Here is a 19,636-nt window from a genome sequence, read left to right on the forward strand (position 1 = left end):
CACGATGCGGCAGCGCAGCGGCGCTCTGAATGTCAAGGTAAGCCTCCGCGGAGGTGACCTGGGTGATGCGCCTGTTGCGAGTCTACGCTCATCGGCTGATGCTCCACCGCACGGTGGCTTCAGGCGCAGGATCGGGTGGACGTCAGGGTTCGAGGTCGTCGCGCCGCTCGCGAAGGCGCATCAGCACCTCGCGCACGTCGTCCGGAGTGAACGGTTTCTCGATCACGATTGGCGGATCGGCACCGGCGCGGGTCGCGCCCGCTCCGGCCACGGTGTCCCCGGTGACGATGACGGTGTGCGTGGCGAGCGCCGGATCGCTCTCCGCGATGCGCGCCCGCACCTCGGCGCCGCTGAGGCCCGGCATGCGCAGGTCCACGAACACTGCGTCGAACCGCTGCCGCCCGAGTTCGGCCAGCGCCTCGCCCGCGGAATCGTGCACGCAAGTCACGTGGCCCATGTCGTCGAGGATCTCGGCGAGGGAGCGCGCCACGTCGATCTCGTCGTCGAGCACCAGGATCGAGAGGCCTGGTGCCCGCTCCGGCGCAGCCGCCCCAGCCCGGTCCGGTCCCGCATCGTGTGCGGGCAGATCGACGCGGAACAGCGCGCCCCCGCCGGGCCGGTCCCCCACGGTGATCCGGCCGTCGTGAGATTCCACCACGCTGCGGGAAATCGACAGGCCGATCCCGGTGCCGGCACCGACGGGCTTCGTGGTGAAGTAGGGTTCGAAGATCCGCTCCCGCAGCGCCGGCGGAACGCCGGGCCCGTTGTCGCCGACCGTCAGCGTCACGATCCCGGCCTCGCACAGGGTACGCAATGTGATGCACCGCTCGCCCTGGCGGTCGAGCAGCACCTGCATGGCGTTGATCAGCAGGTTCGCCACGACCTGACCGATCAGGTCGCGGTCGGCGAGGATGGGCGGCAGATCCGGCTCGAGGCCGAGATCGAGCGACACGCCGGCGCTGCGCCGGCCATAGGCCGTCATCTCGACGGCGGCGCACACGATCGCGTTGAGGTCCGCCGGCTCCCGCTGCGGCGGCTTCTGCCGCGCCATGGCGACGAAGCTCTTGACGATCCGGCCGGAGCGCTCGGCGGCGGCGTGGATGCGCGCGGCCCGCTGCTGCACGTCGGCCGTCGGGGCCTTGTCGCGCAGGAGCGTGGCCTGGGCGATCAGAATGGCGAGCGGGTTGTTCAGCTCGTGCGCGACGCCCGCGAGCAGCGAGCCCATGGCGGAGAGCTTCTCCATCTGGTGCAGACGCTGGCGCTGCGCCTCGATCTCGCCGGCTGCGCGGCGGGCTGCCGTGAGGTCGCGCAGGTAGGCGGTGAAGAGCCGTCGCTCCGGCAGGCGCACCTCCGTGATGGCGAGTTCGAGCGGGAACACCGTTCCGTCGGCCCGCATGCCCTCGATCTCGATGCGTTGCCCGATCACCGTTCCCTGACCGGTCGCGAGGTAGCGCCGGAAGCCCTCGGCGTGGCGGTGGCGCAGGTGGGGCGGCACGATCAGGTCGCCGATCTGCCGGCCGAGCACGGCCTCGCGGGTGCGTCCGAACGTGGCTTCCGCGGCCGGGTTGAACTCGACGACGCAGCCCTCCTCGTCGATGACGATGATGCAGTCGAGGGCGGAGGTCACGATTGCGGCGCCGAGCGCCTCGCTCGCCCGCAGCGCCGCCATCTGCCGCGCCAGCTCCTCCTCGTGCGCCTTCAGCTCCGTGAAGTCTCGGGCGAAGGCGAGGATGCCGGTCACGGCGCCGGCCCGGTAGGGAATCAAACCCTCCTGGACGTAGCGGCGCCCGAAGGCCGGATAGTCGAACCATCCCTCGCGCCACACCATCTCGCCGGCCGCGAGCTGCGCCATGACCGGCTCGTAGGACCGGTAGATCGCCTCCCCGACGATCTCGGCCACAGGCCGGCCGATCACCTCCTCGGGCCGAAGTCCCACGAAGGCCAGGAAGGCCTTGTTGACGTAGCGATAGCGGTGAGCCGCGTCGACGAACACGACCCGCGCGGGAATGAAGTCGATGATCGCGCGGAGCAGGACGGCGTCGGGCCCCTCGGGACCGAACGGGTCGGGATTGATCCTGTCTGCGCTCTCGTCCATCGGGGTCAGCCCGCAGCAGCGGCCGTCAGCCGCGCGCGGCGCCCTCGGCGCCGGCAACCTGATCGCGCGGCACGAACATGTAGCCGCGCCCGCGCACCGTGACGATGCAAGCGGTGCCGAGCTTCTGGCGCAGGCGCGCGATGCGCGCGTCCATCGCCCGGTCGAGCGTGTCGTGGCTGTCGCCGGGCGCGAGCCGCAGCAATTCATCCCGGGTGAGAACCCGGTTCGGGTGGGCGGCGAGGGTGCGCACCAGCAGCACCTCGCCGGGCCCGAGCCGCTCGGGCGGCGCGCCGATGCGCAGGAGACGTGAGGCGGTGAGGTCGACGCTCGCGCGCTCGAAGGCGACCACCTCCCGCCGTCCGCGCCCGTAGCGTCGCAGCAGGCTCGCGACGCGCGCGGCGAGTTCCTGCGGATCGACAGGCTTGACCACGAAATCGTCCGCCCCGAGTTCGAGCCCGAGCACCCGCTCGATCGGATCGGGATTGGCGGTGAGGATCAGGACCGGAACCGGCGCGGCGGCCCGCAGCCGCCGCAGCACGTCGAGGCCCCGTTCGCCCGGCATGGTGAGATCCAGGAGTACGAGGTCGATCGGGCCGCGCGCGGCGCGCGCATCGAGTTCCGCCCCGGACTGCGCCACGGTCACCTCGTGGCCGAGATCCGACAGGTACTCCGCGTAGGCGAGCGCGAGGTCGACCTCGTCGTCGACGATCACGATCTGCGCGTGCTGTCCCACGGTCGATCTCCGTACTGAACCGCGACGGTGCTGCGTGGCAGGCTGAACGGCCGATCTTGACTAGCGCATCGGGAGCATAGGGTCGAGAGATGCGTCGTCGCCATCGCGGATCAGCCGGGGTTGATCGGGCCCCGACTACCCCGGCATTCAGTCCTGGTCTTGCGGCGGCACGAACATGTAGCCCTCGCCCCGGACCGTCCGGATCAGGGCTGGACGCTCTGGATCCCGTTCGAGCTTGCGGCGCAGGCGCGTGATGCGCACGTCGATGCTGCGGTCGTTCTCATTGTCCTGATTCGCGGGGGCGAGGTCGCGCAGGCGGCTGCGTGGGAGTACTCGATTCGGCCTCTCGGCGAAGACCTTGAGGAGGTCGAACTCGGCGGCGGTCAGGGCGATCTCCCGATCGTCCGGCGCGAGGAGCTGACGGCTGTCGAGGTTGAGGCGATACGTCCCGGCCCTCAGGATCGCCGCACCCGTCACGGATGCCGAGCTGCGCGCCGGCCGGGAGGCGCCCTGGTGGGCCCTGCCGCGCAGGACGCTGCGAATGCGCGCCAGCAGCTCGCGCGGGTCGTAGGGCTTCACGAGGTAGTCGTCGACGCCGGCCTCCAGGCCGACCACTCGGTCGAGCGGCGAGCCGGCGGCGGTCGCCAGGATGATGCCGGGTGGGCCATCCTGGCCGGTGAGCCAGCGGGCGAGCGAGAGGCCGGTCTCGCCCGGCATCGCGATGTCGAGGACGACCACGTCGATCGCCTCCCTCACCGCGAGGGCGCGGAATTCCGCGGCGCTGCCTGCGGTCAGGACCTGAAGATTGCGCTCGGTCAGGTACTCGGCGAGCGCGTCCCGCAGGTCGGCCTCGTCGTCCACGAGCGCGATCGTCGGCATGGCGTCGTCTTCTCCGTGGGTCGGGACATCGGCAACCGTCAATGTGGCGGCTCAGCGGGTCGGTGGTCCAGCGCGCACCGCGGCGCGCCACGTGACCGGCCAGTCCGCGGACGACACGCCCCGGCAATCGGGCATCGCCGCGACGTGCACCGCCCGGAACCGCGCGCCGTCCCACACGAAGCGGCCGAGGCTGCCGCAATCGCCCGAGCTGCGGCCCGCGTCGTGGAATGACAGCGTGGCTGTCCTCGCGTCGAAGGTGGCGCCGGTGAGGAGATTCGGCGCCTCGCGCCCGGCCGCGACGCCCGGCGTGACGAGCGCGACCGGGCGGGCCGCGGCGTCGCCCTTGCGGTGCGAGAACAGCGCGTAGGTCTCGCGCGTCGCCCCGCGCGTGCACAGGACGCCCCACAGCAAGGTCCGCTCGTCGAGCCACCCTCGGATCGGGTTCGTGCCGGGCGGCTCGTCACAATCGGCGGTCGCGACGGCCCTGGCGATCGGAGCCGGCATGCGTTCCGGAAGGGGAGAGGTGCTCGCTCGCGCCTGGCCGACGACGGGGAGCGGCGGCGGAACCGGCAGGCTCGCGGCCGGACGCAGGCCAGGCTGAACGAGCGCCGTCACCGTACCGCTCCGGCCCTGCGCCTCGTCCATGGCGCGCAACGCGGCGGCCAAGCCGCGGGATCGCAGCGGGACCTCGGGTCCGGTCTCGGCGCCCTGCAGCACCGTGACGGAGGCCTGCCCGCCATCCCGGAGCGCGGCGAGCAGTGGGCGCACCCGCTCGGCGGGCAGAGCGGCCTCGATCACACCGAACCCGTCCCGCGCGGTCGCGTCGAGATCTGGCCACGCGGTGCCGTCGAGCGCCAGGCGGATGCGCCGCGGGCCGCGGCGCCCGTCGTAGGCCCGGACGCGCAGGACGGGCTCGGCCGCGCCCTCTCCCGAACGCGCGACGCTCAGGTGGACGCCCGTGACGTCGCTGCTCGGCTCGAGGCTGATCGCCGTGCAGGCCCGTTGATTGTCGCAGCCCAGCATCCAATCCTGGAATGCGTCGAGGGATTGCGCCGCGACGCCCTGGCTTGAAGCACCGAGGAGGCACAAGGCCAGCAGCCGTCGGCCGCTCACGGCACGGCCTCCAGCGCGGGATGCGCCGGGGCGGCTTCCCGCGCGGCCTCCAGCATGACCTCTGCCAGCAGATTGTAGGCCTGCGTCCAGGCGGTCCGGGCCTCGGCGTCGAAGGTCGCGCCGAGCCGGTCCGCGAGCGTGGACAGGAGCGCTGCACCGACCGTGGCGTAGTGGGCCGGCACGACGCCGTAATCGACGTGGCGCCGTCCGAGAGCCCGAACGTCCGCCACGATCGTGTCGAGCCGGTCCAGACCCTGGACCACGTGCGCGAGCACCGCCACGAGCTTGCGCCCCTGACGCGTGAGGTCGTCCTTGAACAGGGGCCTCAAGCCGGGATCGAGGTCGAAGAGGCGGGCGTAGAAGAGGGCGGCGAGGTGGTCGGGCTCCGCGGCGAGGTGCCGGAAGCCGGAGCGGATGATCGCGATGGCGTCGGGGTTCATGGACGGGCTCCGCGCGGTGTCGGGAGAGAGTGGCCGGCGACCGTTTCAGGCCCGTGCCGCCGACGCTCAAGAATTGTGTCGTGCCGGTGAGGCGGCGCTCACGGACCTGCGCGGCCGGTCGAGGGCGATGAGGAACTCGTCACCGTCCGGGCCGACCGTGCTGCCGCCCCCGTGGCACCCGACGCTGTTCGGTCGATCGTGGTCTCGGCGCCGCGATCGACCGCACTCAGGCCGCCGCTTCCGTCCCGGCAGGTGGCAGAGAGCCGGAAGGCGCGCACAGGCCCGTGACAGATCGATCCGCACCGAGGGGCATGCCCGTCACGGTACGGTGCGGGAGAGCGGCCATGTACGCCCGGTTCTGAGCGCGGCCGACGCTGACCGTTCCGTGCTGACCCGGAGCCCCCTGCAGCCGGGGTGACGCGGGATCCGGTTGATCAAAGCGGATGCCGTATCACAGGCCCGCGCGGCGGAGCTGCGCTCCGCACATCTGAGCGAAGCCGATTTTCGCATTGCGAAGCAATCGATCGCAAATCGTATGAAGCACTCTGTTGCGTCGAAAACACCGTGCATCGTCACGTGACGACACAATCAGCCCATCGACCCGCTTGCGCGCAAGACGCAGCTGCAACACGACACGGCTATCCCACTCTCAATGCTCGCCTGATTGAGCTTGAGACAAGAGAGTGAGACGAATGCCGACAGGATACAAGAAGACACCCGGCAAGCTGATCAGCGGCACGGGCAGCAGTTCGTTGTATGGAACAAACGGTGACGACACCATCAGCGGAGCTGGCGGCGATCATATCATGATCGGCTACAATGGCAATGATGTTTACATCATCGACTCGGCCGGAGATAAAATCGTCGAGACCTACACTGGAGGTCACGATACGATCATCAGCAAATTGACAACCTACACGCTCGGCGATCATCTCGAGGATCTGATCTTCGGCGGTCTCGATGATTTCAAAGGCACCGGCAATAGTCTCTCGAACCTGATGGTCGGCGGGATCGGGAACGACACCCTGGACGGCGGTGACGGCTGGGACACGCTGCAGGGCGGCGCCGGCAATGACGTGCTCAAGGGCGGCAATCTTTTCGACGATCTGTTCGGCGGGGCGGGTGATGACGTCCTCTACGGGGGTGATGCCAGCGGGGACGACGGGTACTCCGACCGCCTCGATGGCGGGACGGGCGCCGACACGATGGTCGGCGGTGACGGCAACGACAGTTATACCGTCGACACGGTGAAGGACGTCATCATCGAAAAGGCCGGCCCATGGAGTGGGTCGGACACGGTTCATACGTCGCTCAGCATGTACGAGTTGCCTGACAACATCGAGAACCTGCGGTTCGACGCGCACGGGGAACTCGTCAGCGGGTACCTGTGGGGCTACGGTAACGAGTCCAACAACTTCATGATGCTGAACAACGGCGGCGGCTACCTGCAGAGCGACGGCGGCGACGACACGCTGATCGGCGGCACCGGTGCCGACGCGCTCTGGGGTGGGCTCGGCAACGACATCGTTGTTGGCTGGGACGGTCACGACATCCTGGCCGGCCAGGATGGCCATGACACCGTGGATGGCGGCCTGGGCAATGACCTGATCCACGCCGACGCCGACGGCGACATGATCTACGGTGGAAGCGGAAACGACACCGTCGACTACTCAGATGATTACGATCTCTACACCGGCATCGTCGTGCATGCGGATGGCCGAGTGACGGGCGGCACGGGCGCCGACCAGCTCTCCGATGTCGAGAACATCGTCGGGACGCGCTTCGCCGACGTCCTCCTCGGCCTCGGGGATCACGTGGCCAATAGGCTGGAGGGCGGCCTGGGCGACGACTTCTTCGACGGGCGCGGCGGCGCGGACACGCTGGACGGCGGCTACGGCTGGGACAGCGTCACCTACGCGCAGTCGGAGGCCGGCGTGTTCGTCAACCTGATGACCGGCAAGGGCTCGGGCGGCGACGCGGAGGGCAACACGCTCGTCTCGATCGAGAACGTGTTCGGCTCCCAGTACGACGATTCCGCCTTCGGCGGCGCCGAGCGGAACTACCTGTCCGGGCGGGGCGGCGTGGACAACCTCTACGGCGGCGGCGGTGACGACCGGCTGGAGGGCGGCGAAGGCGGCGACGTGCTCGATGGCGGCATCGGCTTCGACTGGGCGGATTACCGCAACGCCTCGTCCGGCGTGACGGTCGACCTCGTCAACCAAGCGGCGAACCAGGGTGAGGCGAAAGGTGACGTCCTCACGGGCATCGAGGCGCTCGACGGCTCGGCCCATGGCGACAACCTGCGAGGCAACGGGGAGGCCAACGAGCTGTGGGGCAACGACGGCGCCGACGACCTCTTCGGTCGCGCCGGGGTCGACACGCTTCGCGGCGGGAGCGGCAACGACTATCTGGAGGGCGGCGCCGGCAAGGACGATCTCTGGGGCGGAGCTGGCGCAGACAACTTCGCGTTCCGCAATCCGGCCGAAGGTGGAGATCGCCTCCACGACTTCAAGCATGGCGAGGATTTCATCTCCATCGAACTGAAGAATTTCGTCAATCTGAAGCACCAGTACTATCCTGACCACTGGTTTGAGGCGAACGCAACCGGGGCGGCCAAGGGTTGGATGCCCCAAGTCGTGTACAACACGACCGATGGCACGCTCTGGTTCGACGACAACGGTGCGGCGGCGGGTGGCACGAGCCTGATCGCCACACTCGACAAGGTTGGCGGTATCGCGCCGACGGTGACGGCCGGAGATATCCTGCTGTCCTGAGTTGAATTGCCCGTACACCACGTCGCGCGCCCGCATCCGGGACGCGACGGTCGAGGCCGTCCGCGTCCAGATTATGCGGACAGTCAAGGCGCTCACCATCGCCCGTCCGCCGAGCCGCCTATCGAGGCGATTTCGCTCGCAGGAGCCGCGGCGCTACTGCTAGCCGACACGCGACAGCAGCGCGTCGGCACTACGGCGGCGCTCGGCCGACGTTGACCGTTCCGTCCTGCGCCCGCGCACCGCCCACCCCCCGCAGCAGGGCTGAAGCACTCTGTTGCGTCTAAAACACCGTGGATCGTCACGTGACGACACAATGAACCTACCAATCTTCTTGCGCGCAAGACACGGCTGAAATACGGCGCGGCTATCTCTCTCGCAATGCTCACCTGATTGAGCTTGAGACAAGAGAGTCAGAACAATGACGATGGAATACAAGAAAAAGCTCGGCGAGCTGATCAGCGGCACGGGCGAAAGTTCTTTTTTGCAGAAGACGGTGACAGCACCATCAGCAAAGCCGGCGCCGACCATGCCATGATCGGCCACAACGGTAAGTTTCCTTGTATTATTAAATCGGATTGAGACAAGATCGTCGAGTCTTGCACTGGATATAAGGCGTAGAAGTCAAATCCACGCAATCAGCGCCAAGGTGTGATCCATGTTGCCGGCCTGAGCCGGGTTCGCCCAAGTCTCTAGTCTGGGAGAGATGCTGCTATGAACATCCAAACGTTTGCTATCAAGCTGGCCGCCTCCGCTGTCTTCGCGGGCTGTTGGACAACCGCCACTCTGGCCGATCCAACACTGTTGAGCGGGCCGAAGTTTCTCGTGCACGGCAACTACTGCGGGTTGGGCAATAACGCGCCGCTTGCGCCAGTCGACGCCCTCGACGCGGCCTGCTCGCGTCACGATGCCTGCACGCCCGACGACGACTTGCCACTCAAGGAATGCAACCTGCGGCTCGAGCGGGAAGCACAAGCCATCGCCCTCGACATGAGCCAATCGGAAAAGGTGCGCATGATGGCCGGCCTCGTCGCTACCTACGCGTCGACTGCCCCTTCGAGGATAGTCCCCATCACGATGCCCGTGAGTGTGCGTCCAACCGCACCACGGCCTGCGTTCACGAGACTCAGGTGATACGCCGCGCGCCGAGATGTTTGCCTTTCGTTACTCATCATCCTCAGTCTCGCCCGCATCGATCAGTGTCGAGCCGAGACGCTCCTCCGCCGAACCGATTGCACTGGCAGGCACCATTTCTCGCACCAAACCTTCAACGTTCGGCGCCGGGCTGTCATTGACGCCATCTCAGTCGGGAATATTTGACGTGTTGGACCCGAGATCTCAACACACTGGGCGATGCCAGGTTGGCGTGTCAGGAATTCATGTATCCGGAAAACCCTCGCGACCGGACATTCCTTGCGGCAGCCAGGAGGAGCCGCTTTGGATCGGGAGTTGCTTGCCGCATGTTCGGCTTGCAATTTTGTCGTGGCCCATCGCGAGCACGAACGACTGGCCTGCAGCCTGCAACGCTGATATTTACACATCGGCATTCGATGAAAGCATCTGGTAATCCAACCAGAGCGCTCGTGGAGATCAGCGTTTATCCGAGTCAAGGGACGTGATCGAACCCGTCTCTGGGCGCCAGCATCAGAGTCTTGCGGAAGCGCGACGTCCTGAGTGTGAGTGGACGCCCGACATCCGGAACCTTGCAGCTACCGAAACAGCGTACTGAGAGGCGCACCATAGGCAATATTACGCCAAGGCTTTGCGGAGGCACCGCAATCCTGCGTCTGCGGTACAAGAGTTGTCAGCGAGAATGGATGGTGGGGGAAGTAGGACTCGAACCTACGAAGGCTTAGCCAGCGGATTTACAGTCCGCCCCCTTTGCCGCTCGGGACATTCCCCCACGCTGCCGTCTCCGGCAGGGGCCGCCTCGTCGGCGACGGGGCCCTTATGGTGGGGCGTCCGGCGGGTGTCAAGCTGCCATGGATGGCCGGCTCATGGGCGTGGGGGAGGGGCCGCTCAGTCGGCCTCGGCCAGGTCGCAGAGGCGCAGCTCGACCCGGTCGCCGCCGCGCCAGCGGTCGCGGGAGAGGGTGCCGGCGGCGTGGACGTCGCGGCCGATGCGCGACAGGAGCAGCCGGCCGACGGGCGATTCCGCTGCCCGGAAGGCGATGGCGCCGACCGCGACGCCGTCGCGGCCGCGCAGCTGCGCCTTGACGTGGCCCGTGCCGACGACCCGTGCATCGGCGACGCGGTGACGGGCGAGCGCGAAGACGGGTTCCGGCGCGCCCTGGCCGAAGGGGCCGGCCCGCTCGACGGCGTCCGCCAGGTCCGGCTGCACCCCGCCGGCGGAGACGAGGCCGTCGACGAGCAAAGCCTCGCCGAGGCGCGCCTCGGCCACCGAGGCGGCGAGGTCGGCCGACAGGGCCTCGCGGAAGCGGTCGAGGTCGAGGGCCGCCAGCGTCACGCCCGCCGCCATGGCGTGGCCGCCGCCTTTCGCCGCGAGGCCGGCCTCGACGCAGGCCCGGACCGCCCGGCCGAGATCGGCGCCGGGAATCGAGCGGCCGGATCCCGTGGCGGTGCCGTCCTGGCGCAGCGCGAAGGCGAAGGCGGGCCGTCCGAAGCGCTCCTTCAGCCGCGCGGCGATCAGCCCGACGATGCCCGGGTGCCAGTCCGGGCTGCCGGTGACGAGGACCGGCTGGTCGGGGTCGCGCTCAAGGCGCAGTCCCATCGCGGCCTCGGCCTCCGCCACGGCGGCGGCCTCGATCGCCTGGCGCTCGCGGTTCAGCGCATCGAGCTGCGCCGCGATGCCGGCGGCCTCGAGCGGGTCCTCGCACAGAAGCAGGCGTGCGCCGAGCGTCGCATCGCCGATGCGCCCGCCGGCATTGATGCGGGGCCCGAGCAGGAAGCCGAGATGCCAGGCCTGCGGTGCCTCGGACAGGCCCGCCGCGTCGAGGAGGGCCGCGAGGCCGCGCCGGGATCGGCCGCGCATCACCGCGAGGCCCTGGCGCACGAAGGCGCGGTTGAGGCCTTGGAGCGGCACCACGTCGGCGACGGTGGCGAGGGCCACGAGGTCGAGCCCCGCCATCAGGTCGGGAACGGCGAGGCCGTCGCGGCGCAGGCGCCGGTTGAGCGCCACCAGGGTCAGGAACACCACGCCGGCGGCGCAGAGATGGCCGAGGCCCGACAGATCGTCGAGGCGGTTCGGATTGACGACCGCGCGAACCGGCGGGAGCGTTTCGGGGGCGCCGTGATGGTCGAGCACCACCACGTCCATGCCCAGGCGCCCGGCCTCGGCGAGGGGCTCGTGCCCGGCGGTGCCGCAATCGACCGTGACGAGGAGGGTGGCGCCTTCCTCCGCCAGCATCCGCACCGCCGCGACGTTGGGGCCGTAGCCCTCGGTGATGCGGTCGGGGATGTGGAGCCGGTAGGGCACGCCGAGATCGCGCAGGGCGCTCGCCAGGAGGGCGGCGCTCGCCGCCCCGTCGACATCGTAGTCGCCGAAGATCGCGACCCGCTCGCGCTTCAGGATCGCCGCGGCGAGGCGGTCGGCCGCCGCCTCCATGTCGACCAGAACGGCGGGGTCCGGCATCAGGTCGCGCAAGCGCGGCTCGAGGAAGCCCGGCACGGCGTGAAGGTCGACGCCGCGGCCGGCCAGCACCCGGGCCAGCACCTCCGGCAGGCCGTGCCCCTGCGCGATGGCGACGGCGAGGCTCTGCGCCGCCGGCGAGGCGCAGCGCTCGTGCCAGGGCCGCCCGAGGGCGGAGCGGTGAACGTCGAGGAGCGGGCGGGGCAGGTCGAGGAGAGCGGACACGGGGCGCAGTGTAGCGGGATTCGCGGATCCGCGCTGCCGCAGCCGGGCGACACCTGTGGGCGGACGATGCCGGGCTCAGGAATGGGCGCGCGAACCTTTCCCCGCAGGGGGGAGGGTTCGCGCGCTCCCCTGAAAAGCAAAAAGCGGGGCACAGGGCCCCGCTTCCCGATCCGAGACGAAAACCTCGGCTTCCCGTTCTCCGACGGGCCGACCGTCAGAGGTTCTTCACGATCTCGTCGACCACCTTCTTGGCGTCGCCGAACAGCATCATGGTGTTGTCGCGGAAGAACACCTCGTTCTCGACGCCCGCATAGCCGGAGCCCATGCCGCGCTTGATGAACAGCACGGTCTTGGCCCGCTCGACGTCGAGGATCGGCATGCCGTAGATCGGCGATTGCGGATCGGTCTTGGCGGCCGGGTTGGTGACGTCGTTGGCGCCGATGACGAAGGCCACGTCGGCCTGCGGGAACTCGCCGTTGATGTCCTCGAGCTCGTGCACCTCGTCGTAGGGCACATTGGCCTCGGCCAGCAGCACGTTCATGTGGCCCGGCATGCGGCCCGCCACCGGGTGGATGGCGTACTTGATGTCGACGCCGGCCTTCTTGAGCTGGTCGGCCATCTCGCGCAGGCTGTGCTGGGCCTGCGCCACCGCCATGCCGTAACCCGGCACGATGATGACCTTCTCGGCGTTCTTCATGATGAAGGCCGCGTCGTCCGCGGAGCCCTGCTTGACCGGCCGGGTCTCGACCGCGCCGCCCGCGCCGGCCGCCGCGGCGTCGCCGCCGAAACCGCCGAGGATCACCGAGATGAACGATCGGTTCATCGCGTGGCACATGATGTAGGACAGGATCGCGCCCGAGGAGCCGACCAGCGCGCCGGTGATGATCAGCGCCAGGTTGCCGAGGGTGAAGCCGATGCCCGCGGCCGCCCAGCCCGAATACGAGTTGAGCATCGAGACCACGACCGGCATGTCCGCGCCGCCGATCGGGATGATCAGGAGGCCGCCGAGCACGAAGGACAGGATCACGATCAGCCAGAACAGCACCTTGCTCTCGCCGCCGATGAAGCCGGCGAGCAGCGCCACCAGCAGGATGGCGAGCACGATGTTGATGGCGTGGCGCTGGGGCAGCATGATCGGCTTGCCCGACATGCGGCCGTCGAGCTTCAGGAACGCGATCACCGAGCCCGTGAAGGTGATGGCGCCGATGGCCACGCCGAGGCCCATCTCGAAGAGCGACTGCTTGTGGATGTGGCCGTTCTCGAGGATGCCGAAGGCCTGCGGGGCGTAGAGGGCGCCGGCCGCCACCGCGACGGCCGCGAGGCCGACGAGGGAGTGGAAGGCCGCGACGAGCTGCGGCATCGCCGTCATCGGCACGCGCCGGGCGATCACCGCGCCGGCGCCGCCGCCGATGCCGAGGCCGAGCAGCACCAGGAACCAGGCGCCGGCGCCGGACGGCGCGTGGCCGACCAGCGTCGTCAGGATGGCGATGCCCATGCCGATCATCCCGTACAGGTTGCCCTGCCGGGAGGTGGTCGGGTGGGACAGGCCCCGCAGCGCCAGAATGAACAGGACGCCCGAGACGAGGTAGAGGAGCGAGGAGACGTTCTCGGACATCGCCTCAGGCCTTCTTCTTGTACATGCTGAGCATGCGCTGGGTGACGAGGAAGCCGCCGAAGATGTTCACGCTGGCGAAGACCAGCCCGATGAACCCGAAGAAGCGGGCCCATCCGGTCCCCTTCTCGATCAGCGGCACGCCGACGGCGAGCAGCGCACCGACCACGATCACCGAGGAGATCGCGTTGGTGACGGACATCAGCGGGGTGTGGAGGGCCGGGGTCACCGACCAGACCACGTAATAGCCGACGAAGATCGCCAGCACGAAGATCGCGAGGCGGAAGACGGTCGGGTCGATGGCGCCGTGGGTCGCGGCGGCGACGCCGTGGCCGACGCTGTCGGCGATGATCGCCGCCTGGTCGGCGGCGCGGGCGGCGATGTCGGCCGCGTTGCGGGCGGCGGCGGCGGCGGCGCGCGCCTGCTCCGCCGCCTGGTCGGGGGGAAGGGTGGCCATGGGGGTTTCCTCTGGCGGGCTCAGGCGGCCTTGGGCTGGAAGTTCGGGTGGACGACGGCACCGTCGCGAGTCAGGCAGGTCGCCTTGACGAGCTCGTCGTCCCACTTCACGGCCAGCGCCTTCGAAGCCTTGTCGACCAGGGTCTCGACGAAGGCATAGAGGTTGCGGGCGTAGAGGCTCGACGAGGTGGCGGCGAGCCGTCCCGGCACGTTGGCGTAGCCGACGATCTTGACGCCGTTCTGCGTCTCGACGATCTCGTCCGCCTTCACGCCCTCGACGTTGCCGCCGCGCTCGACCGCGAGGTCGACCAGGACAGAGCCCGGCCGCATCGCCGCCACCATGTCGGCGGTGACGAGCTTCGGGGCCGGCCTCCCCGGGATCAGCGCGGTCGTGACCACGATGTCCTGCTTGGCGATGTGGCTCGCCACCAGCTCGGCCTGCTTCTTCTTGTACTCGGCCGACATCTCCTTGGCGTAGCCGCCGGCGGTCTCGGCCTGCTTGAACTCCTCGTCCTCGACGGCGACGAACTTGGCGCCCAGCGACTCGACCTGCTCCTTGGCGGCCGGGCGCACGTCGGTCGCGGTCACCACGGCGCCGAGGCGGCGGGCGGTCGCGATCGCCTGGAGGCCGGCGACGCCGGCGCCCATCACGAAGATGCGGGCCGCCGGCACGGTGCCGGCCGCGGTCATCATCATCGGCAGCGCCCGGCCGTAGACGGCGGCGCCGTCGACCACCGCGCGGTAGCCGGCGAGGTTGGCCTGGCTCGAGAGCACGTCCATCACCTGGGCGCGGGTGATGCGGGGCATCAGCTCCATGGCGATCGCCGACAGGCCGGCATCCGCCATCGCCTTGACCTCGGCCTCGTGGCCGTAGGGGTCCATGATAGCGACCACGATCGCGCCGCGCTTGAGCGCCGGCAGCTCGTCGCCGGAGGGCCGGCGCACCTTGAGGACGATGTCCGCCCCCTCGGCCGCGGCCCTGGCGTCGGGCGCGATCGAGGCGCCGACGGCCTCGTACTCGGCGTCCGGGACGCCGGCCTTGAGGCCCGCACCGGACTGAACCGTCACCTCGGCCCCCAGAGCCTTGTACTTCTTCACCGTTTCCGGGACCGCCGCGACCCGCGGCTCCGCCGGATCGGTCTCGGATAGGACCGCGATCCGCATTCAGACTTCCCTCAGTCAAACGACACGGCGCGGGGCGCCGATCCCCCCTAGGGACAGGGCCTACAAGGCCACGCCTGCCCCACAACTGTAAAGCCGTTCCCTCGCGCGAGGGAACGGCCCCGTTTACAAATCTTCAACGATTAAGTCACGCGCGATCTACCGCGCGGGAAGGTGGGGCGCGCGTCCCCGCCCGCGGTTCAGTAGAAGGCGAGCATCAGGGCCAGCAGCAGGGCCACCACGGCCGGGGCGCGCCAGCCGATATTCGGCGAGAGGGCGCCGACGGCCCCGCCGATGGCGCCCAGCACGACGCCGACGATGGCGGAGATCCAGGCCTCGCGCACGCCGCCGACGGCGAGCGACAGCACCCAGCAGATTACGACGGTGGTGGCGATCTCGACGAAGTGGACGAAGCCGCGATAGGTGGCCTCGTGGGACGGTCCGTCCATCTCCGGGCTGTAGGCGGAGTCGGTGGCGTGATTGATGTCGGCCATGATGCGGTAGACCCCGTCTTGTGCTCGTTGGCCGGGCTTTAGCGCATGCTCAAGGTCCGGGCAATTGGCCGGTGCGCGGTCCGCGCCGGGGCGGCGCGACCCCTCGGGATCGCCGCAAGCCCTTATGCGGGCTCGCCTCTCCGGGCCGGGAGCCCTCCCGGCCGGCCTGAGGCACCGTCATAGGTCAAAGGCCGGGCGTGCGGTTGCGCATCTTTTTCCGGCGCCGCACCCCGGGAGGCCGGGCCTTACGCCGGGAGCGGCAGGCCCGCCTTGGAGAGGGCCGCCTGCTGCCGGGCGGCGAGGTCGTCGAGGGAGAAGCGGTCGATCTGGGCCTCGAACAGGCGGTGGTAGTTCAGCTCCGAGCGCAGGTGCAGGAAGACCGCGCCCAGGCCCACCGCCGCCCGGTCCATGAACACGAATTCCCGCGGCACCGTCACGGGCCCGCGCTCCTTGAGGGCGCGGTGGACCTCGAAGGCCTGGCGGCGGCCGTACTCGCTCGGCTTGACGCCGTCCGCCACCGTGCGGACCCGGTCCTCGAGCAGCGGCCCGTAGATGAAGCGGGCCCAGATGTTGAGGATCTCGACGAGGTCCCGGCTGAGATTGCGGAAGCCCCAGCTCTCGTAGGCGTGGACGATGCGGGCCTCGTCGCCGTGCAGCAGCCCCTTGTAGAGGTCGACCACGCCACCGACGAAGCGGGGATGGAAGATGCGGATGCAGCCGTAATCGAGCAGGTTGATGCCCGCGGGCTCACCGCCTTCCGAAAAGACCGTGTAGTTGCCGAGATGGGGGTCGCCGTGGATCACCGCGGCGCGGCTGAAGGGGTGCCACCAGGCCTGGAACATCGCGTGGGCGAGGCGGTTGCGCAGTTCGAGCGGCCCGCCGGTGAAGGTCAGGATCTTCTCGCCCTCGAGCCAGCCCTGGGTCAGCAGGCGCTTCGTCGAGAGGTCGGGATGGACGACCGGGACCCGCACCGTCGCGACACCCTGGAGCACGTCGGCGTAGAGGGCGGCGTGCTTGGCCTCGCGGGTGTAGTCGAGCTCCTCCCGCACCCGCTCGCCGATCTCCTTGGCGATCTCGCGGGTATCGATGACCGAGCTGATGCGCCGATGCAGCGCGAAGGCGATCTCCAGCTGCTTCAGGTCGGCCTCGACGGCCGATTGCATGTCCGGATATTGCAGCTTGCAGGCGAGGGCAACGCCGTCGAGGGTCTCGGCCCGGTGGACCTGGCCGAGGGAGGCGGCCGCCGCGGGACGCAGGTCGAACTTGCCGAAGCGGCCCTGCCAGCCGGCCCCGAGCTCGGCCGCCATGCGGCGCTTGACGAAGGCCGCCCCCATCGGGGGCGCCTCGGATTGCAGCTTCTGCAGCTCGGCGGCGTATTCGGGGGGCAGCAGGTCCGGCACGGTCGCCAGCAGCTGCGCCACCTTCATGATCGGCCCCTTGAGGCCGCCCAGCGCCTGGGCGAGGGCCGCGGCGCTCGTCACGTCCTTGCCCTCGCGGCCGAGGAGCCGCGCCCCCGCCATCCGGGCGGCGACGCCGCCCACGTTGGCGCCGACCTTCGCGTAGCGGGCGGCGCGGGCGGAGAAGCGATTGGCTTCGCGGTCGGAGGCGGACATGCGGGATTCGAGACTCGTGCGTGGGGACGCGCCCGGCGGCGGAGCGCGTGAGACGATGGTCCCTAGATAAGCCCGGGCTGCGCGGCCGCCAGGGCGACCGGACAGCGCGGGCTCTCGGCCCCCCCCGGACCTCGCCGAAGCCGCTCCGCGACGGGCCGTCAGGCCTGCCGGAGCGCCGCGCGCAGCACCCGCACCATCTCCTCGACGGCGCCGTCATGGTCCTTGGCGCGCACCGCGTAGTCGACCGAGGCGTCGAGATGGGTGCTGATGAGCTGGAGCACCGCCTCGCGCACCGCCGCCGTGATGGCGTTCATCTGCTGCACCTCGTCCAGGCAGTAGCGATCCTCCTGCACCATGGCCTGAAGGCCGCGCACCTGTCCCTCGATGCGCTTGAGGCGCTGGAGGATCGGCCTTTTCTCCTCCTCGGTGCGGCGGATCTGGAGGCGTCCGTCGACGTAGGTGTAATCCATGATGCGCCTTCCCCGACCGTGGGGTCCGCTCGTCCGGGTGGGGCACGGGCGGCCCGGGCGACGTCGGGTCTGGTGATCGATTGCCGCCCTGTCCCTAAGGAACGGCAATCGATCCTCCATCAGGGCCGCGTAGGTCAAGCTCAATCTCGCGGCCGGGCCGTGCGCGCCCTGCGCCCGACGGCCTAGATCTTGCTGTTCGTGACCGGCGCCGTCGCCATCTGCTCCGTCTGGGCGGCGGAATCGGGACGGGCGGGCCCGAGCACCGGCTCCTCGCCGAGGGGCTCGAAGGCCCGGAAGTGGAACTGGCCGCGGCCGTCGATCGACGGGCCCTCCGAGTAGCGCCCGGGCGGCACCGGCGTGCCGTTGCGGTCGGTGCCCATGAACATGTAGCTGAACTCCTGCGCCTCCTTCGACTGGTCGAAGCTGTTGGGCACCGGGAGCGAGTCCTTGAGGCCGCCCATGTCCTCGATGATGGCGAGCCATTGCTGCTGGTGCATGGTGTCCCGGGCGATCAGGAAGCTGAGCATGTCCTGCATGCCCTTGTCGTGGGTCGCGTTGTAGAGGCGCACCGCCAGGGTGCGGCCGGTCGCCTCCGCCGCCACGTTGCAGAACATGTCGCCGACGAGGTTGCCGCTGGCATAGACGTGCGAGCAGTCGAACGGCACGCCGTCGCAATCGGTCGGCAAGGCCGCCAGGCCGGTGGAGAGCAGGTGGCGCTGGAGCATGCCCTCGACCACGTGCCGGGGCCGCTCGCCGCCCATCACCGCGCCGACGATCGGGTTGGCCTGGGCGGTGGTCTCCTGGAGGGTCGCCGGCGCGTCCTCGAGGTTGAGGGCCACCGCGGTCGACAGCATCTCGATATGGCCGATCTCCTCGGTGGCGGTGTTGAGCAGCACGTCGCGGTACTTGGTGGTCGGCCCGCGGGCACCCCAGGCCTGGAAGAAATACTGCAGGCAGACGCGGATCTCGCCCTCGATGCCGCCGATCGCCTGCTGGAGCTGGCGGGCGAACAGGGGGTCGGGCTTCTCGACCTTGACCGGGTACTGGAGGCGCTTGTCGTGATAGTACATCGGGGGCTCCTGGCCGGTTCTCGGGGTGATCCCGGGCGCGGTGCGCCGCTGACGCCATCGCCGAGCGGACATACTCGGTATGGGTATTTGAAATCGCCGACCAACGTCCCGTCGGTGGCGTGGTTCGAGCGTGGCGGCGGGGTTTTTCGCGGCGCGGGAGCGGGGACCGGGGAGTGGCGGGAGGGCAGCCGAGTCGGCCCGTATCGCCCGCCGATGGATCGCGCCTGGCAGGTCACGCTGATGAGAGCCTGTTTGATTTGGTTTCCATGCTCGTCCCACCCACAACCTCATCCTGAGGTGCCGCGTAGCGGCCTCGAAGGAGGGCTCCAGGGATCACGGCGCTGTCTGGAGCCCTCCTTCGAGGTCAGTCGATCAAAGATCGACTAACACCTCAGGATGAGGTCGCGGATCGGATCGAAGAGGAGCCAGCGATGCTGGCTCTATAGATCGAACAGGCTCTGACAGAGCTGTCCGAGGTACAAGAAGAGGCACAGGATCCCCCTCTCCAGGCGATCCCGGTCAAGCCCGGCATCGCCTGGAGAGGGGATCCCGCGCCTGATCTTGAAAAGGGTGTTTTCGCTGAACGGTCGCGTTCGGCGGGCAGACGGGAAGTCCGTGTCTCATCCGGCGATGTCGGGTGCCGCGATCATCGGGGGAGGCGAGATGGGTTCCGTCCGGACTTCCAGGCTGAACCCTCAAGGCCCAAACGCCGACAGCCCACCCGAGCGACCATCGCAAGACGTCGCCGCCACGTCACGAGACGCGCGACAGCCGAGGCCCGGCCAATGCCGCTCCCCGGTCGGACCGATCATCGACGAGATCCACGAAACCCGAAGGTTTGGTGGAGCTGAGGGGATTCGAACCCCTGACCTCCGCAGTGCGATTGCGGCGCTCTCCCATCTGAGCTACAGCCCCG

15 protein-coding genes and 2 tRNA genes are annotated in these 19,636 nt (G+C 69.2%); 2 read left to right on the forward strand and 15 right to left on the reverse strand.

Going from position 1 to position 19,636, the window contains the following annotated elements:
• Window positions 1-142: 142 nt before the first annotated feature.
• The 5 genes from EU555_RS32775 to EU555_RS32795 all read right to left on the reverse strand — a co-directional run bounded on the left by EU555_RS32775 (window position 143) and on the right by EU555_RS32795 (window position 5,260).
• Entirely contained in the window at window positions 143-2,095 is a 1,953-nt protein-coding gene (locus tag EU555_RS32775; protein WP_135419524.1) for a hybrid sensor histidine kinase/response regulator, read from the reverse strand.
• Window positions 2,096-2,120: 25 nt separating this feature from the next.
• Complete coding sequence (locus EU555_RS32780) at window positions 2,121-2,828, reverse strand: response regulator transcription factor (protein ID WP_135419525.1); 708 nt, start codon at window positions 2,826-2,828, stop codon at window positions 2,121-2,123.
• A gap of 147 nt (window positions 2,829-2,975) precedes the next feature.
• Window positions 2,976-3,707: a response regulator gene (locus tag EU555_RS32785; protein WP_135419526.1), complete on the reverse strand. Its 732-nt coding sequence runs from the start codon at window positions 3,705-3,707 to the stop codon at window positions 2,976-2,978.
• 51 nt (window positions 3,708-3,758) lie between these two features.
• The gene (locus tag EU555_RS32790; protein WP_135419527.1) at window positions 3,759-4,820 is read right to left on the reverse strand and encodes a DUF1176 domain-containing protein; all 1,062 of its coding nucleotides are present in this window, start codon (window positions 4,818-4,820) and stop codon (window positions 3,759-3,761) included.
• The gene (locus EU555_RS32795) at window positions 4,817-5,260 is read right to left on the reverse strand and encodes a globin family protein (RefSeq protein ID WP_135419528.1); all 444 of its coding nucleotides are present in this window, start codon (window positions 5,258-5,260) and stop codon (window positions 4,817-4,819) included. The genes EU555_RS32790 and EU555_RS32795 overlap by 4 nt, the downstream gene beginning before the upstream one ends.
• A 692-nt stretch (window positions 5,261-5,952) precedes the next feature.
• On the opposite strand from EU555_RS32795, the gene EU555_RS32800 reads away from it, so the two are divergent.
• Entirely contained in the window at window positions 5,953-8,034 is a 2,082-nt protein-coding gene (locus EU555_RS32800; protein ID WP_135419529.1) for a calcium-binding protein, read from the forward strand.
• 711 nt (window positions 8,035-8,745) lie between these two features.
• Complete coding sequence (locus tag EU555_RS36745; protein ID WP_205821042.1) at window positions 8,746-9,165, forward strand: phospholipase A2 family protein; 420 nt, start codon at window positions 8,746-8,748, stop codon at window positions 9,163-9,165.
• A 684-nt stretch (window positions 9,166-9,849) separates the two neighbouring features.
• Here the strand turns inward: EU555_RS36745 and EU555_RS32810 are convergent.
• The 10 genes from EU555_RS32810 to EU555_RS32855 all read right to left on the reverse strand — a co-directional run bounded on the left by EU555_RS32810 (window position 9,850) and on the right by EU555_RS32855 (window position 19,635).
• Window positions 9,850-9,934: transfer RNA gene (locus EU555_RS32810), tRNA-Tyr, on the reverse strand.
• 116 nt (window positions 9,935-10,050) lie between these two features.
• Window positions 10,051-11,844, reverse strand: a complete 1,794-nt coding sequence (recJ, locus tag EU555_RS32815; protein ID WP_135419530.1) for a single-stranded-DNA-specific exonuclease RecJ — start codon at window positions 11,842-11,844, stop codon at window positions 10,051-10,053.
• A 214-nt stretch (window positions 11,845-12,058) separates the two neighbouring features.
• Complete coding sequence (locus EU555_RS32820) at window positions 12,059-13,459, reverse strand: NAD(P)(+) transhydrogenase (Re/Si-specific) subunit beta (RefSeq protein ID WP_135419531.1); 1,401 nt, start codon at window positions 13,457-13,459, stop codon at window positions 12,059-12,061.
• A gap of 4 nt (window positions 13,460-13,463) precedes the next feature.
• Complete coding sequence (locus tag EU555_RS32825) at window positions 13,464-13,913, reverse strand: proton-translocating transhydrogenase family protein (protein ID WP_048432898.1); 450 nt, start codon at window positions 13,911-13,913, stop codon at window positions 13,464-13,466.
• Between the two features lie 20 nt (window positions 13,914-13,933).
• Entirely contained in the window at window positions 13,934-15,076 is a 1,143-nt protein-coding gene (locus EU555_RS32830; protein WP_135419532.1) for a Re/Si-specific NAD(P)(+) transhydrogenase subunit alpha, read from the reverse strand.
• A gap of 197 nt (window positions 15,077-15,273) precedes the next feature.
• A complete protein-coding gene (locus tag EU555_RS32835; RefSeq protein ID WP_135419533.1) occupies window positions 15,274-15,567 on the reverse strand; it encodes an aa3-type cytochrome c oxidase subunit IV in 294 nt (97 codons plus the stop codon).
• A 245-nt stretch (window positions 15,568-15,812) separates the two neighbouring features.
• Complete coding sequence (locus EU555_RS32840) at window positions 15,813-17,180, reverse strand: ABC1 kinase family protein (protein WP_135419534.1); 1,368 nt, start codon at window positions 17,178-17,180, stop codon at window positions 15,813-15,815.
• Between the two features lie 158 nt (window positions 17,181-17,338).
• Window positions 17,339-17,650, reverse strand: a complete 312-nt coding sequence (locus tag EU555_RS32845; RefSeq protein ID WP_135419535.1) for a metal-sensitive transcriptional regulator — start codon at window positions 17,648-17,650, stop codon at window positions 17,339-17,341.
• 182 nt (window positions 17,651-17,832) lie between these two features.
• Window positions 17,833-18,720: a manganese catalase family protein gene (locus tag EU555_RS32850; RefSeq protein ID WP_135419536.1), complete on the reverse strand. Its 888-nt coding sequence runs from the start codon at window positions 18,718-18,720 to the stop codon at window positions 17,833-17,835.
• Between the two features lie 839 nt (window positions 18,721-19,559).
• Window positions 19,560-19,635: transfer RNA gene (locus tag EU555_RS32855), tRNA-Ala, on the reverse strand.
• Between the last annotated feature and the right edge of the window lies 1 nt (window position 19,636).

Source organism: Methylobacterium nonmethylotrophicum (genome assembly GCF_004745635.1).
In the GTDB taxonomy this organism is placed as follows: domain Bacteria; phylum Pseudomonadota; class Alphaproteobacteria; order Rhizobiales; family Beijerinckiaceae; genus Methylobacterium; species Methylobacterium nonmethylotrophicum.